The sequence below is a fragment of the Enterovibrio coralii genome (assembly GCF_001559595.1).
GTDB lineage: Bacteria > Pseudomonadota > Gammaproteobacteria > Enterobacterales > Vibrionaceae > Enterovibrio > Enterovibrio coralii.
In genome coordinates, this window is record NZ_LNTY01000058.1 from 189,205 (window position 1) to 203,021 (window position 13,817).

Sequence of the window (13,817 nt, forward strand, 5' to 3'; positions counted from 1 at the left end):
ATTCGGGTATTTACTAAGCCACGCTGGTGGCCCAACCGGTTTTGATGTACCACTCGCGATGCTCACCAAACACGGGGTTAAACCCTGAAATGCTGTAGCTAAAGTCAATAATGTCACCGACTCGCACATCATCTAACACGATATGCAGGGTTTCTTCACCGTTATACAGCAGTGAGTCTAAGTCCACCTCGCGTTTAAATTGCGAGGTTTTCGCTGATGTTTTTCTATCGATAGTCTTGCCGTTTCGGATGATCTCCAAACGGTGAACATTCACGCTTTGGTAGCTGGGATCAAAGTCGATAGACAATTGAGAGGCGGATTCCACGCCTTCAATGGACACGATCTTACTGGTGTAACGCTTGTATTCGACCGGGTTGGGTTGGGTGAGATCCAACTGTCGATCCACCAGCAAGTATTGCTGATCGTAATGGTGACCTTGCTTGCTGAATACAGGGATCTCGGCAATGGGCTGCACCCAGTCAGGGCGCGGAGAATAGAGGCCGTCATCGGCCTGAGCCATATTGAGAGAGAGTAGGGGAACACTCAGGGCAAACAGATACTTATTCATCTACTACGCTGTCCTTTGCTTCGGAGAACAAGGGCAAGGGACTCACGCCCTTGCCAAGACAGCGGAGGCTGTCTTACTCGTCGATGAAGCCGGAGAGCAGGTCGTTCAGAAACAGTCTGCCTTTCTGTGTCACTTGCCAGTGGGAATCAGAGTCAGCCAAAAAGCCTTGCTCAATGGCATCGGCAATCGGCTTTTGAATCACCTCTTGGGACAATCCTGTACGCGCAGGGAAGTCGTCTTTTGGACAAGCTTCTACCAATCTGAATCTGTTCATGAAGAACTCAAACGGCAGTTCATCTGCTTCCACTATATGCAATTCGCTGAGGTATTCTTTCTCAGGATCGAGATATCCGCGCGGGTGTTTCACTTTTACTGTGCGCTGCACGGTACCGTCTTCTAAGGTAATTTTGCCGTGCGCGCCACAGCCAATGCCCAGATAGTCGCCAAATCGCCAGTAGTTGAGGTTATGCTGACACTGATAACCCGGCTTGCTGTAGCCAGAAGTTTCATATTGTACGTAGCCCGCTTCGCTCAAAAGCTTATGGCCTTGCTCGAAGATGTCCCACAGGTCATCGTCATCTGGCAAGGTTGGCGGCTTAGAGTAGTACTGAGTGTTCGGCTCAATGGTGAGCTGATACCACGACAAGTGCGGCGGGTTCAGCGCAATGGCTTGCTTTAGATCGTCCAGCGCACCCTCAAGGGTTTGATCCGGCAAGCCATGCATCAAGTCCAGATTGAAGCTGTTCAGTCCCGCTTCATGGGCAAGCTTGGCAGCACGTTTTGCTTCGTCGCTACCATGGATGCGTCCCAGTCGCTTGAGCTTCTCGTTGTCAAAGCTCTGTACGCCGATAGAGATACGGTTTACGCCCACTTTACGGTAAGCAATAAACTTGTCCGCTTCCACAGTACCTGGGTTCGCTTCCATCGTGATTTCGATGTTGTCGGCAAACGGCACTTCAGCATCAATACCTTGCAGAAGACGGGAAATCTCTTCGGGAGACATCAGGCTTGGCGTGCCGCCACCAATGAAGATGGAATGCAAACAGCGGCCACTGACACCATTAAATCGCGCTAAATCCTTACGCAAATCATCCAACAGTGCCGAAATGTAATCTTGCTCTGGCACCTCGCCTTTGAGCGTGTGCGAGTTGAAATCACAATACGGGCACTTTTGCACACACCACGGGATGTGCACGTAAAGGCTTAGGGGGATCTGAACAGACATCTTGGATTATTTCTTCTCTGTGCTCATTGCGGCAAACAGCTTTTTCAGTGCCTGACCACGGTGAGAGATTTGCTTTTTCACTGCAGGTTCAATGTTTGCCAGCGTGCAGCCTTGTTCTTCAACGTAGAACACAGGATCGTAACCAAAGCCATGAGAGCCTGATGCTTCACGCGCGATTTTGCCTTCAAACACACCGTGGCAAACCACTGGCGTCGGATCGTTCGCATGACGCATGTAAACCAGCACACAGTGGAAACGAGCACTACGTTGGTCGTCTGGTGCGTCAGCCATGCACTCCAGCAGTTTTTCAAGGTTAGCTTGGTCGCCTTTGCCTTCACCTGCGTAACGTGCGCTGTAAACACCTGGTGCACCGTTGAGGTAATCCACTTCCAGACCCGAGTCATCAGCAATCGCTGGCAGGCCTGTTTCTTTGGCTGCATGACGCGCTTTGATGATGGCATTTTCGATAAAGGTTGTGCCGGTTTCATCGGCATCGGCAACGGCAAACTCGCTTTGTGCCATGACATCCAGACCGAAGTCTTGGAGTAAATCTGCCATTTCTTTCACTTTGCCGGCGTTGCCTGTCGCAAGAACCACTTTCGTCATGTTGAACTCCTTCTTCGTGCCGCGTGAATACAAAAACGGCGCCTCAATGGGCGCATGATACCGGAAAGTCACTGTGTGTCATCTATCATCGCGATGATGCGAGCATGGCATCAATTCGCGTAGAAGGTTTGTTGAAACGTCAGCTTTCCTGCACGATTGCCTGCGGCCTTGATATCTATATCAAAGATGTAGTTTTCCTCGTTCGCAAATCGGACTTCTGCCAGGTAATAAATCGCATCGCCCTCGCGCACCTCACGAAACGTCAGCGGTTTCTTGGTGCCGAGTAAGTTGCGCGCTTGGCCTGTCACTTCTGCGGTGACGGCGGGTTTGCCTGCGCGGCTTTTATCCAGAATAGCGATATTTAAGAGGGCATTCACATTGCTGCGTTTGATGCCATACGCTTTGGCCACGGCAGGCGGAACGAAGGTGCTGTTTAGGGCGGAGTAGTGGACTTCCAATGAGCCAATGTCTTTTTTCTGCTCGGCATGTGAAGCGGGCGAAAAAGCCACGATTAGCAGGCTAATAAAGGGAAGTAGGTAACGTTTCATGACGCATAGTCCTTGTCTGATGAAACAAAGCGCACCCGAGGGTACGCTTATTATTTACTGCTTTGAGGCTGCTATCAGATCACTGATGGCCTCTGGATAGAGGGTCGGCGCGTGGATTCGGACTTGCTTGTGACGCCCTAATTCCCCTTTCTCAATGTCTATCTGTCCTTTGGCAACTTTAAATTGCTTGGAGAGAAACTTGGTAAGGTGGGCGTTAGCTTTGCCATCCACTGGCGGGGCGGTGATGGCGAGTTTGATTTCCTCGCCATGTTGTCCCATCCACTGATCGCGACTGGCTTTGGGCTGGATATACAATCGAAGAATGAGATCGTCATTTTCCAGCCAAGCCGTGCGGGCAGTGCGTGTCATAAATTACAGCACGAACCACAAGTTGCCGAAGTATGGGCTTAGCAGATCGCCAATCACATAGTTCAGGAACTGAAGGCCGATAAACAGGATCAGGATGCTCAGATCCAGACCACCCAGCGGTGGGATAACGCGACGAATTGGCGCAACCAGCGGCTCGGTCAGTTGAACCATGACGTACTCAATCGGGCTGCGACCTTGGCTTACCCAGCTCAGAATGGCGCGTAGGATCAGAACCCAGAACAGCAGGCCACCAGCAGCTTTGATCAGCGCAATGAAGCCCACCAAGATGTAGCTTGCATCAAACGGAGGGAAGCCACCCATCATGATCATCTGAAGGACAAAGAACTTCGCGATACACAAGATGAAAGCGAACAGAACGGTCGCAAGGTCAAAGCTGCCGATTGATGGGATCACGCGGCGAAGCGGCGCAACAACAGGCTGAGTCGCTTTCACGACAAACTGGCTGAATGGGTTGTAAAAGTCAGCACGTGACCATTGCAGCCAAACTCGCAGCAACACCACCATGATGTAAAGATCGAACAGTGTTGAAACGAGGAAATTCATTGCGTTCATAAATTAGCCCTAAAATAGCGTTTCCATTTCTTCAGCTCGGCGGACAGCGGCCTGCATGGCTTCTGCTACCGTCTCTGACAGTTGGTTGTTATTGAATACGTTGAGTGCCTCGGCGGTGGTGCCGCCTTTGGACGTCACTTGTTCTCTTAAGGTTGCCAGTTCAATGTCAGGGTTGGCAACCACCATTTTAGCTGCGCCCAGTGCAGACTGCTGCACCAAAAGGCGTGCGGTGTCTTTATCAAAGCCTTGGCGTTCGGCTTCGGCTTGCATCGCTTCCATAAAACGGAAGAAATACGCTGGCGCACTGCCTGCCGCCGCGATAACTGCATTAATGCCTGCTTCTTCTGACACCCAGCAAATTTTACCGACGGCACCCATCAGTTGTCCGGCAAACAGACGGTCAGCCTCTGATACAGAGTCTGGTGCATAAAGGCCACTCATACCCTCACTAACCAGCGAAGGTGTGTTTGGCATCACACGAACCAGTTTCAGTGGTGTGCCCGCCATTTCACTCAGGCGCTGACACGAGATACCCGCCGCAATGGAGATGACCAGTTTTGATGACCAATCAACGCCTTGCAGGCTTTTTAGTAAGGTTTCCATGTCTTGCGGTTTAACGGCCAGAACAACCACATCTGCTTGGTTGGCACTGGCAATCGCGTCTTCGTTCGCATTGATGCCGTAAGTATCACGATACTTCGCACTCGTCTCAGGGTTTCTGTCAACGGCAATCAGGCTTTTAGCAGGGTAGCCAGACTCCAGCAGGCCGGAAATTATAGAGCGTGCCATGTTCCCTGCGCCGAGAAAGGCGACTGTGCGTTGTTCCATCAATGAATTCTCCTTTGGAGGGGTGATGGTTTCACCCAAGTTATCTGTTTACTGGCGGTTTGAGTAATCACGCGCGCCAAAAATAGCGGTGCCAATACGCACCATGGTGCTGCCAGAAGCAATGGCGGCATCCATATCGCCGCTCATGCCCATCGACAGGGTGTCGAATTCTGGGCGAGAGGCTTTCATCTCTTCATAAAGGGCTGACAGTGGCGCAAACGCTTCCAACTGTTTTTGATGGTCATCTTCCGGTTGCGGAATGCACATCAAACCGCGCAGCGTGAGGTTTGGCAACGCATCAATTTCTGCAGCCAGTGCTTTGACATCCTCAAAGCCCGCGCCGGATTTCGAGGTTTCACCGCTGGTATTAATCTGGATCAGCACCTGCAATGGCTTCATGTCAGCAGGGCGCTGCTCACTCAATCTACGCGCCACTTTATTGCGGTCAATGGAGTGCACCCAGTCGAAGTTTTCTGCGATAGGTTTGGTTTTATTGGACTGAATTGGCCCGATAAAGTGCCATTCCAAATCCGGTTGTGTCTCTTTGAAGTGCGCGATTTTTTCAACGCCTTCTTGGACGTAGTTTTCACCAAATTGACGGAGGCCGGCCTGAATGGCTTCGGCGATCGCTTCGATAGGCTTGGTCTTGCTTACCGCCAATAATTGCACGCCAAAGGCGTCTCTCCCGCATTTTTGTGCGGCACTGTCTATTTGGCTGGTGACCTGTTCTAGGTTTTGTTTGATACTACACATGGTTGATTCTGCGAGGAAACGTATTAATGGATATTACTGAATTACTGGACTTTAGTGTAAAGCATAACGCTTCAGATCTACATCTTTCTGCTGGAGTATCTCCAATGGTCCGCGTAGATGGTGATGTCCGTAAGCTTAGCCTGCCCGCGCTGAGTAACGATGAGGTAAACCGTCTTATTTTTGATGTGATGAACGATGCGCAGCAAAGAGAGTTTGAGCAAAACCTCGAAGTGGACTTCTCGTTCGAGTTGGCATCAGTCGGCCGATTCCGTGTTAATGCGTTTCAGCAATCCCGTGGCTGCGCGGCGGTGTTTCGTACCATTCCCTCTAAAATCCCGTCGTTAGAAGCCATCAGCGCGCCGCCGATTTTCGAACAATTTACCCAATATCAGAAAGGCTTAGTGCTGGTGACTGGGCCGACAGGTTCGGGTAAGTCCACCACGCTGGCGGCGATGATCAACAAAATCAACAGCGAGCAGCATCGCCATATTCTGACTATCGAAGATCCGATTGAATTTATTCATGAGCAGAAAAATTGTCTCATCAACCAACGTGAAGTGCACCGCGACACCCACTCCTTTAACAACGCACTTCGCTCTGCATTGCGTGAAGACCCAGACGTGATTCTTGTGGGTGAGCTTCGTGACAAAGAAACCATCAGTCTTGCGTTAACTGCTGCGGAAACTGGTCACCTTGTTTTCGGTACGCTGCATACCTCCAGTGCCGCCAAGACCATCGACCGTATCATTGACGTCTTTCCGGGGGCAGACAAACCGATGGTGCGCTCCATGTTGTCAGAGTCGCTGCGTGCGGTCGTATCGCAAAAACTGGTGAAGCAAGTGACAGGCGGTCGTGTCGCGGCGCATGAAATCATGATTGCCACGCCTGCGATTCGAAACCTGATCCGTGAAGACAAAGTGGCGCAGATGTTCTCGATGATCCAGACAGGCGCGACGCTGGGTATGCAAACCATGGATCAGTCGCTTAGGAATTTGGTGGCTCAGGGTATGATTGATGCCCAAGAAGCGACAAAGGCAATGGATAGCGTCGGCACAGGAATGTAGCGCATGAACAATGGGAACGAGCTAACAAGGTTATTGCACGACATGATGAGCATGCGTGCATCGGATGGATACATTACCGTTGGCGCGCCATGCATGCTGAGAGTGGATGGCAGTTTAAAACCCGTCGGCGAGATGTTGGATGAGGGCGGCGTTGATGCGCTGGTTCAACAGGCGATGGGTAATGAACGCTATCAACATTATCTTCGCGACAGGGAAGCCAATTTCGCGTTGATGACAGATGCAGGCCGTTTCCGCGTCAGTGCCTTTTGGCAGCGTGATTTGCCGGGCATGGTGATTCGCCGCATTGAAACCCAAATCCCGCAAATCCATACCTTGGGTTTGCCGGGAGTGATGCAAGATCTCGCTATCGCCAAGCGCGGATTGATCTTGATTGTCGGCGCGACGGGGTCGGGGAAATCAACGTCCATGGCGGCCATGTTGGGCTTTCGCAATAACTCGCGCAGTGGTCACATCTTGACGGTGGAAGACCCGATTGAGTTTATCCATCCACACAACAAGTGCATCGTGACCCAGCGCGAGATTGGTATTGATACGGAAAGCTACGAAGTTGCGCTGAAGAACTCGCTGCGACAGGCACCTGACATGATCATGATTGGTGAGATTCGCTCTCGCGAGACCATGGAATACGCCATGCAGTTCGCGGAGACGGGGCATCTTTGTATCGCAACGTTGCACGCGAATAATGCCAACCAAGCACTGGAGCGTGTGCTCCACTTGGTGCCCAAAGAGCGTCGTGAGCAGTTCTTGTTTGATATGTCGTTAAATCTTAAAGCCGTGATGGCGCAGCAGCTTATCCCCGACATTAGCGGTATCGGTAGGCATGGTGCTTACGAGCTGCTTCTTAACACCTCCAATGTGTCTGATCTTATCCGTCGAGGAGAGCTTCACGAGCTCAAAGAGTGCATCCGAAAAGGCAATAATGCAGGCATGTGCACGTTCGATCAGTCGCTGTTCGAGCTGTATAAAAGCGGCAAGATCTCCAAAGATGAGGCTCTTCATCACGCGGACTCACGTAATGAGCTCAAACTGATGATGAAGATGGATGAGCAGGCCCCAAGCCAATCGTTCTCGATGGCAGATGTCAGTATCGAAGGGAAATAAAAAAGGCGCGTGATGCGCCTTTTCTTATTGGTACTGATTTTCAAACCAGCTTTCCACGATGATGACCGCCGATTGGCTGTCGATTTCGCCTTTACCGAGGGCTTTGTAGCCGCCGTATTCGAACAAGGATGAACGCGCTTCAGCGGTTGTCAGGCGCTCATCGTGCAGTTCTACGTTTACGCCAAAGCGACCTTTCAGGCGATTGGCAAACTTACGCGCACGTGGCGTGATAGCTTCAAGCTCGCCGCCATGCAGATCCAACGGCAGGCCAACCACCACCAGATCTGGTGTCCACTCTTTTAAAATGGCTTCAATCGCTCCCAGCTTGGAATGCCGTCTTTGGCTTTCAATGCTTTAAGGGGACGGGCGGTGCCGGTAATAGCTTGGCCAATGGCAACGCCAATGCTCTTGGTGCCGTAGTCAAAACCCAGCACGCTTTGAATGTTACTCATGGTGTGTTTCTCAAGCGTGTCCGATATCGGACGATAGATTTAGCGCGCTGATGCCCATCTGTTTAAGGGCCTTTTCCCAACGCTCATTGATTGGTGTATCAAAGATAACGGCAGGGTCGGCTTCGATGGTCAGCCAACTATTTTCAGCCAACTCTTGCTCAAGCTGTCCCGCTTCCCAGCCGGCATAACCCAGCGCGACGATAAACTGATCGGGCTCTTCGTTCGTGCCTAAGATGCTCAGGATATCTTTCGAGGTCGTTACGGTCAGGTTTTCGGTCAAACGAATGCTAGAGCCGAAAAGCTTGTTGTTCTTGTGAAGGACGAAACCGCGATCTTCTGAAACAGGCCCACCAAACAGAACCGGTTGATCCAAGCTCACCGGGTGGGTGACATCCTGCTCTCGATCCAGCTCAATCTGATCCAGCATGCTCGCAACAGAGATATTGATCGGCTGATTGATCATCAGTCCCATCGCGCCGTCATCGTTGTGCTCACACATATAGACGACACTGTGCTTGAAACGCTCGTCAGCCATACTAGGCATGGCGACAAGGAAATGATTTTTAAGATTCATTGCGCCCTTCATAAGCTAGAGTGCTTACTGAAAGTATGAGCAGTAAGCGCGTGAATGTCAGGTCTGGACGGGTAATTCCGTCCAGACGTCATACGGTTACTTGTTGAGACGCGCTTCAATTGCGTCCATCAGTTTACCGCTGATGTTAATATCAAACGCTGCTTCGATTTCACGAATACAGGTTGGGCTGGTCACGTTAATTTCGGTCAGCTTGTCACCGATGATGTCCAGACCGACAAAGATCAGGCCTTTCTCTTTCAGCGTTGGTGCAACCGCACGTGCGATTTCCCAATCCGTATCGCTCAACGGACGCGCTTCACCACGACCACCGGCTGCCAAGTTGCCGCGTGTTTCACCTTTTGCCGGGATACGCGCTAGGCAGTATGGCATTGGCTCACCGTCAACCACCAGAATACGCTTGTCGCCATTGCTGATGTCAGGCACAAACGTCTGCGCCATGCAGTAGTTGTTACCAAGGCCTGTCAGGGTTTCGATGATCACTGACAAGTTAGGGTCGCCTTGCTTCACTCGGAAAATAGATGAGCCACCCATGCCATCTAATGGTTTTAGGATCACGTCACCGTGTTTTTCCTGAAACGCTTTGATTTGATCCGCGCGGCGTGTCACTAAGGTCGTTGGTGTCAATTCAGGGAACCAAGCGGTGAACAGCTTTTCATTGCAGTCACGCAGGCTCTGCGGCTTGTTCACAATCAAACAGCCTTCGACTTCCGCACGCTCAAGAATATACGTTGCGTAGATATACTCTGTATCAAACGGAGGATCTTTACGCATCAACACAGCGTCCAGATCGGCCAATGCGATCTCTTGTTCGCTCTGAACCTCGAACCACTTCTCAGGGTTTTGTTCGAGCATCACGATTTTAGTGCGCGCCAATGCCTTGCCTTGTTCTAGAGACAAGTCATTCATTTGCATGTAGTGAATTTCCCAGCCGCGACGCTGCGCTTCGAGCATCATGGCAAAGGAGGAATCTTTTTTGATGTTGATGGATTCAATCGGATCCATCACAACGCCCAGTTTGATCATGTTTTTATCCTTATTAACCGAGATCACCAAAGCGAACTTGCAGTGCTGTAATGGCGGTCAGTGCTGCGGTTTCGGTGCGCAGTACGCGAGGGCCAAGCAATGTTTCTTCGAAACCGAATTCACGGGTTCGTTCAATTTCCTCTGATGAAAGGCCGCCTTCTGGACCAATCAACAGACGCACGCGGTTTACAGGCTGTGGCAAGGTGTTGATGGAGTATTTTGCACGAGGGTGAAGGTTAAGCTTCAGGCCATCGAACGCTTCTTGTGCCCATGCATCCAGTGACATCACAGGACGAATTTCTGGCACCATGTTTCGGCCACACTGTTCGCACGCCGCAACAGCAATTTTTTGCCATTGCTGCAGCTTTTTGTCAAAGCGCTCTGCATTGAGTTTGACGCCACAACGCTCAGAAATCAGTGGAGTAATCACGTTGACACCAAGCTCAACCGATTTTTGGATGGTGAACTCCATTTTGTCACCGCGGCTAATAACCTGACCTAAGTGCAGATCTAGCGGCGATTCAATGCTGTTTTCAACGCGTTCAACGATATCAACACCGACGGACTTTTTACCCGCTTCCGCAATGACTGCCGGGAATTCAGCACCGCTACCATCAAACAACAACACTTCCTGACCGACTTGCATACGCAAAACGCGGCCAACGTGGTTAGCAGCCTCATCGCTCAGCGCAACGCGGCCAGTGTCTGGCAAAAATTCTGGATGGTAAATTCTTGGGATACGCATGGTGGTATTTGTCAGGGAAATAATGAGCAGCAGTGTATCACGCTGCTGCTCAAAGGCTGTAGTTTTAGAGGCTGGCTTTCTTACAGGCGGATTGTACGAACGGGTTGTGATTGCCTTGCTCGCGGGCTATGCGACGGTCTCGCTCACACTCCCATTCGGTCACAGGGTAGGTTTTGTCCCAAGCATCCATCAGCTTCTTCTGGGAAGACGCGAGGCGGAAATCATACTGTTTGTTCATGTACTTATACGTCCGCGCGATCGCACCGCGGCTTTGTGCTGGTGGCTCGACTGCGCGCTGTTTGAAGTCGACCTTCATTTCACAGCGACCATAAAACGCCCCTTTATCACCGTTCCATTGTGAGAAGCGGTAGTTAGAGCGGTCACCGTTCACTTCGCCAATGGCTGGCACCAAGTTGTGCAGGTCTGCTTCCATCAATTTGAAGGCGGTGTCGTTGCGGGCGCAGTTCTTGCGACCGCCATCTTGCCAGCACTGACGCTGGTGGCCGAATTGCCATGCTGGCACCACATGTTCCCATTCAATGCGGCTGGCGCGTTTTTCTTGTTTGCGAACGTTGTAGCCGCACGCTTCTAAATCGGGGATACCCTTTTTACCTTTCCATTCAATGTCGCAGCCACAGTAAAACGAGACAGGGTAGTCGTCATAAATACCTTGAGCGATACGTTTGGCTTTGGTGAAAGATTGAGGGTGGTCAGCGAGCGCGGGAAAAGAGAAAAACAATGCTGTCATCAGCATCAACAGTCGTTTCATTGTCAGGTCGTCTGCTTGTTGTAGAAATTGAGTAACCTGATTATTACAGACTATTGAGAGATAAATCTCACCAAAATAGTGCTAATTGAAGAAGTTATCATTAAAAAACGTGATGCTTATTGAGTAGGTTGGGTGTATACCCAAACAACCTGAAGATACTCGTATTCAGAGGTCATCAATGCGTTCAATTCGAGGCAAATTTCGCGAGGAATAGTCATTCTATCTTTGAGGAATTTAACGATGAAGTGGGCGCATTGAAGGCCTCCCTTCGGGCGAGTTGACTGACGCTGTGCTTTTTGTTGTCCCTTTTTGATGGAAGTGGCTACACCTGCAAAGGGACGCCGCGAGCACAACCCCAGTCAATCTCGCTGAATCCTGCATCTTCAGGTTATTTGGGTATATGTGAGCGGCTGTTTGCAACGGCGACAGATGTACTGCGCTTGTTGGCGTTGTACCTTGTTATGGCGACGAACAGTCAGTGCCATTTCATCGCAGGCGCAACGGTACAGAAAGGTTTTTCCTTGCACGGATGTGATATCAAAACTGTGGGTGGTTTTCGGCTGAATGCCAAAGACGCGAAACATCACGGCCTGCCACTCTTTTCCGTGCGGTTTTACCTTGCCAAATTGTGAAAAGACCACCAAATGGGCAACTTCATGCGGCACCACTTCTTGGAAAAAAGCCTCACTGTTTTCTGCCAGCAAAACAGGGTTGAAACGTAGCACCCAGCGTTGCAATAACGCCATCCCCGCCGTTTTACCGCGAATATCAAACCGAATCGCAGGCACAGGCAGTTCACCGCCGAGTTGCTGATTGGCGATAGTGATGCATTCGCTGACGCGGCGAGTGATGCGATAGTGAAGTTCGTTCATGGTTCTGAGGCTCTGATGGTTGGCCGTCAGGGTAGGGAATAGAACAAAAAAGGGAAGCTTGAGCTTCCCTTTTCGTTCGGATATTTGCTTATTTGATTTGAGCGAAATCGCGCAGTGCCGCCACTTTGTCGGTTTTTTCCCAAGGGAACTCTTCACGACCGAAGTGACCGTATGCTGCCGTTTTCTTGTAGATAGGTTGCAGCAGGTTCAGCATTTCTTGCAGGCCGTATGGACGCAGGTCGAAGTGCTGGCGAACCGCTTCGATGATGATATCGTGAGACACTTTCTCAGTACCGAAGGTTTCAACCATGATTGATGTTGGGTCTGCTACACCGATTGCGTAAGACAGTTGGATCTCACAGCGATCTGCCAGACCTGCAGCAACGATGTTTTTCGCTACGTAACGTGCTGCGTATGCTGCTGAACGGTCAACTTTTGATGGATCTTTACCAGAGAATGCACCGCCACCGTGACGTGCCGCGCCGCCGTAGGTATCAACGATGATCTTACGACCAGTCAGACCACAGTCACCCATTGGACCACCGATGACGAAACGGCCAGTTGGGTTGATGAAGAATTTGGTTTCTTTGTTCAGCCACTCTGCTGGCAGTACAGGCTTGATGATTTCTTCCATCACGGCTTCACGCAGATCTGGGGTAGAAATGGTGTCACAGTGCTGAGTAGACAGAACCACTGCGTCAATACCTACGATCTTGCCATCGTTGTATTGGAAGGTTACCTGAGATTTTGCATCTGGGCGCAACCAAGGCAGCGTGCCGTTCTTGCGTACTTCAGCCTGACGCTGAACAAGACGGTGAGAGTAAGTGATTGGTGCTGGCATTAGCACGTCAGTTTCGTTACATGCGTAACCGAACATGATGCCTTGGTCACCTGCGCCTTGCTCTTTCGGGTCAGCACGGTCAACACCTTGGTTGATGTCTGGAGACTGCTTACCGATGGTGTTCAGAACCGCACAAGAGTCTGCGTCAAAACCCATGTCTGAGTGAACGTAACCAATTTCACGAACGGTTTGACGTGTCAGTTCTTCGATATCAACCCAAGCTGACGTCGTGATCTCACCACCGACCATTACCATGCCGGTTTTTACGTAAGTTTCACAAGCAACGCGTGCTTTTGGATCCTGCTCCAGAATCGCGTCAAGAACCGCATCTGAAATCTGGTCTGCAATTTTATCTGGATGGCCTTCTGATACTGACTCAGAAGTGAACAGGTGCTTAGCCATAACGTTTCCCTTAAGGTTGATAGCGTATGTACGTTTATATGTTTACATGGATGGATGCTTTTCCATCTGGACGTCCATTCTACGCTGGAAATTTTAAAAAGCAACCAGACATAGATCGCGGTTTTTCTAAGTAATCGTTTGCGTACCTGCGCCAATGATTACAACCAGATGGGTTAAAAATCTGTCTTTTCCCAGCGAAAACCCCTGAAATCAGGCAAGTAAATCGTTTGCAGAGCCGTGACAGACTTGCGACAATACTCGCCCGCCAAGTTTTGCGATCCGGCAATTTATTTAAAAGTATTGTGCCGGATTGCGTATTACACAAAACGTCTTAAGAAGTCAGGAGCAGACATGTCTTCTCGCAAGGTTCTAGCTAATGCAATCCGTGCTCTGAGCATGGACGGTGTTCAACAAGCTAACTCTGGTCACCCAGGTGCACCAATGGGTATGGCTGATATTGCC

The 13,817-nt window shown here is 50.6% G+C and carries 17 protein-coding genes and 1 pseudogene; 3 read left to right on the forward strand and 15 right to left on the reverse strand.

Annotated elements, in window-relative coordinates:
* Window positions 1-13: 13 nt before the first annotated feature.
* The 8 genes from ATN88_RS27920 to ATN88_RS22535 all read right to left on the reverse strand — a co-directional run bounded on the left by ATN88_RS27920 (window position 14) and on the right by ATN88_RS22535 (window position 5,470).
* A complete protein-coding gene (locus ATN88_RS27920) occupies window positions 14-568 on the reverse strand; it encodes a DUF3857 domain-containing protein (RefSeq protein ID WP_232313488.1) in 555 nt (184 codons plus the stop codon).
* Window positions 569-641: 73 nt separating this feature from the next.
* Window positions 642-1,793, reverse strand: coding sequence for a radical SAM family heme chaperone HemW (gene hemW, locus ATN88_RS22505; RefSeq protein WP_067419767.1), 1,152 nt, complete (start codon window positions 1,791-1,793; stop codon window positions 642-644).
* A gap of 6 nt (window positions 1,794-1,799) precedes the next feature.
* Entirely contained in the window at window positions 1,800-2,399 is a 600-nt protein-coding gene (locus ATN88_RS22510) for an XTP/dITP diphosphatase (protein WP_067419768.1), read from the reverse strand.
* A 110-nt stretch (window positions 2,400-2,509) separates the two neighbouring features.
* Entirely contained in the window at window positions 2,510-2,947 is a 438-nt protein-coding gene (locus tag ATN88_RS22515) for a DUF4426 domain-containing protein (protein ID WP_067419769.1), read from the reverse strand.
* Between the two features lie 54 nt (window positions 2,948-3,001).
* Window positions 3,002-3,316 carry a DUF167 family protein YggU gene (yggU, locus tag ATN88_RS22520; RefSeq protein ID WP_067419770.1) on the reverse strand — a complete coding sequence of 105 codons (315 nt, stop codon included), beginning with the start codon at window positions 3,314-3,316 and terminating at the stop codon, window positions 3,002-3,004.
* Window positions 3,317-3,319: 3 nt separating this feature from the next.
* Window positions 3,320-3,889, reverse strand: a complete 570-nt coding sequence (locus tag ATN88_RS22525; RefSeq protein WP_067419771.1) for a YggT family protein — start codon at window positions 3,887-3,889, stop codon at window positions 3,320-3,322.
* A gap of 9 nt (window positions 3,890-3,898) precedes the next feature.
* Window positions 3,899-4,717, reverse strand: a complete 819-nt coding sequence (proC, locus tag ATN88_RS22530) for a pyrroline-5-carboxylate reductase (RefSeq protein ID WP_067419772.1) — start codon at window positions 4,715-4,717, stop codon at window positions 3,899-3,901.
* A gap of 48 nt (window positions 4,718-4,765) precedes the next feature.
* On the reverse strand, window positions 4,766-5,470 hold the full coding sequence (locus ATN88_RS22535; RefSeq protein WP_067419773.1) for a YggS family pyridoxal phosphate-dependent enzyme: 705 nt from the start codon (window positions 5,468-5,470) through the stop codon (window positions 4,766-4,768).
* A 26-nt stretch (window positions 5,471-5,496) separates the two neighbouring features.
* Here ATN88_RS22535 and ATN88_RS22540 point away from each other — a divergent pair, with 26 nt between their 5' ends.
* The gene (locus ATN88_RS22540; RefSeq protein ID WP_067419774.1) at window positions 5,497-6,534 is read left to right on the forward strand and encodes a type IV pilus twitching motility protein PilT; all 1,038 of its coding nucleotides are present in this window, start codon (window positions 5,497-5,499) and stop codon (window positions 6,532-6,534) included.
* Window positions 6,535-6,537: 3 nt separating this feature from the next.
* On the forward strand, window positions 6,538-7,656 hold the full coding sequence (locus ATN88_RS22545; protein WP_067419775.1) for a PilT/PilU family type 4a pilus ATPase: 1,119 nt from the start codon (window positions 6,538-6,540) through the stop codon (window positions 7,654-7,656).
* A gap of 24 nt (window positions 7,657-7,680) precedes the next feature.
* Here ATN88_RS22545 and ruvX read toward each other — a convergent pair.
* The 7 genes and pseudogenes from ruvX to metK all read right to left on the reverse strand — a co-directional run bounded on the left by ruvX (window position 7,681) and on the right by metK (window position 13,355).
* Window positions 7,681-8,108, reverse strand: a pseudogene (gene ruvX / locus ATN88_RS22550) (Holliday junction resolvase RuvX).
* Between the two features lie 10 nt (window positions 8,109-8,118).
* A complete protein-coding gene (locus tag ATN88_RS22555; RefSeq protein WP_067419776.1) occupies window positions 8,119-8,682 on the reverse strand; it encodes a YqgE/AlgH family protein in 564 nt (187 codons plus the stop codon).
* A gap of 96 nt (window positions 8,683-8,778) precedes the next feature.
* Window positions 8,779-9,726 (reverse strand): glutathione synthase, encoded by a 948-nt coding sequence (gshB, locus tag ATN88_RS22560; RefSeq protein WP_067419777.1) that lies wholly within the window; start codon window positions 9,724-9,726, stop codon window positions 8,779-8,781.
* Window positions 9,727-9,739: 13 nt separating this feature from the next.
* Window positions 9,740-10,471, reverse strand: coding sequence for a 16S rRNA (uracil(1498)-N(3))-methyltransferase (rsmE, locus tag ATN88_RS22565; protein ID WP_067419778.1), 732 nt, complete (start codon window positions 10,469-10,471; stop codon window positions 9,740-9,742).
* A gap of 64 nt (window positions 10,472-10,535) precedes the next feature.
* Window positions 10,536-11,240, reverse strand: coding sequence for a deoxyribonuclease I (gene endA, locus ATN88_RS22570; RefSeq protein ID WP_198158437.1), 705 nt, complete (start codon window positions 11,238-11,240; stop codon window positions 10,536-10,538).
* Between the two features lie 383 nt (window positions 11,241-11,623).
* Window positions 11,624-12,112 (reverse strand): SprT family zinc-dependent metalloprotease, encoded by a 489-nt coding sequence (locus tag ATN88_RS22575; RefSeq protein WP_067419779.1) that lies wholly within the window; start codon window positions 12,110-12,112, stop codon window positions 11,624-11,626.
* 88 nt (window positions 12,113-12,200) lie between these two features.
* Window positions 12,201-13,355: a methionine adenosyltransferase gene (metK, locus tag ATN88_RS22580; protein ID WP_067419780.1), complete on the reverse strand. Its 1,155-nt coding sequence runs from the start codon at window positions 13,353-13,355 to the stop codon at window positions 12,201-12,203.
* A 351-nt stretch (window positions 13,356-13,706) separates the two neighbouring features.
* Here metK and ATN88_RS25690 point away from each other — a divergent pair.
* Window positions 13,707-13,817: hypothetical protein (locus ATN88_RS25690; RefSeq protein WP_157490791.1), on the forward strand; the 111-nt coding region annotated here is incomplete at its 3' end.

Excerpts from the sequence above, each read along its gene's own strand:
- metK (WP_067419780.1), bottom strand. The coding sequence starts at position 13,355 with ATGGCTAAGCACCTGTTCACTTCTGAGTCAGTATCAGAAGGCCATCCA.
- gshB (WP_067419777.1), bottom strand. The coding sequence starts at position 9,726 with ATGATCAAACTGGGCGTTGTGATGGATCCGATTGAATCCATCAACATC.
- ATN88_RS22540 (WP_067419774.1), top strand. The coding sequence starts at position 5,497 with ATGGATATTACTGAATTACTGGACTTTAGTGTAAAGCATAACGCTTCA.
- ATN88_RS27920 (WP_232313488.1), bottom strand. The coding sequence starts at position 568 with ATGAATAAGTATCTGTTTGCCCTGAGTGTTCCCCTACTCTCTCTCAAT.
- ATN88_RS22575 (WP_067419779.1), bottom strand. The coding sequence starts at position 12,112 with ATGAACGAACTTCACTATCGCATCACTCGCCGCGTCAGCGAATGCATC.
- proC (WP_067419772.1), bottom strand. The coding sequence starts at position 4,717 with ATGGAACAACGCACAGTCGCCTTTCTCGGCGCAGGGAACATGGCACGC.
- yggU (WP_067419770.1), bottom strand. The coding sequence starts at position 3,316 with ATGACACGCACTGCCCGCACGGCTTGGCTGGAAAATGACGATCTCATT.
- ATN88_RS22515 (WP_067419769.1), bottom strand. The coding sequence starts at position 2,947 with ATGAAACGTTACCTACTTCCCTTTATTAGCCTGCTAATCGTGGCTTTT.
- ATN88_RS22525 (WP_067419771.1), bottom strand. The coding sequence starts at position 3,889 with ATGAACGCAATGAATTTCCTCGTTTCAACACTGTTCGATCTTTACATC.
- rsmE (WP_067419778.1), bottom strand. The coding sequence starts at position 10,471 with ATGCGTATCCCAAGAATTTACCATCCAGAATTTTTGCCAGACACTGGC.
- ATN88_RS22510 (WP_067419768.1), bottom strand. The coding sequence starts at position 2,399 with ATGACGAAAGTGGTTCTTGCGACAGGCAACGCCGGCAAAGTGAAAGAA.
- hemW (WP_067419767.1), bottom strand. The coding sequence starts at position 1,793 with ATGTCTGTTCAGATCCCCCTAAGCCTTTACGTGCACATCCCGTGGTGT.
- ATN88_RS22545 (WP_067419775.1), top strand. The coding sequence starts at position 6,538 with ATGAACAATGGGAACGAGCTAACAAGGTTATTGCACGACATGATGAGC.
- endA (WP_198158437.1), bottom strand. The coding sequence starts at position 11,240 with ATGAAACGACTGTTGATGCTGATGACAGCATTGTTTTTCTCTTTTCCC.
- ATN88_RS22555 (WP_067419776.1), bottom strand. The coding sequence starts at position 8,682 with ATGAATCTTAAAAATCATTTCCTTGTCGCCATGCCTAGTATGGCTGAC.
- ATN88_RS22535 (WP_067419773.1), bottom strand. The coding sequence starts at position 5,470 with ATGTGTAGTATCAAACAAAACCTAGAACAGGTCACCAGCCAAATAGAC.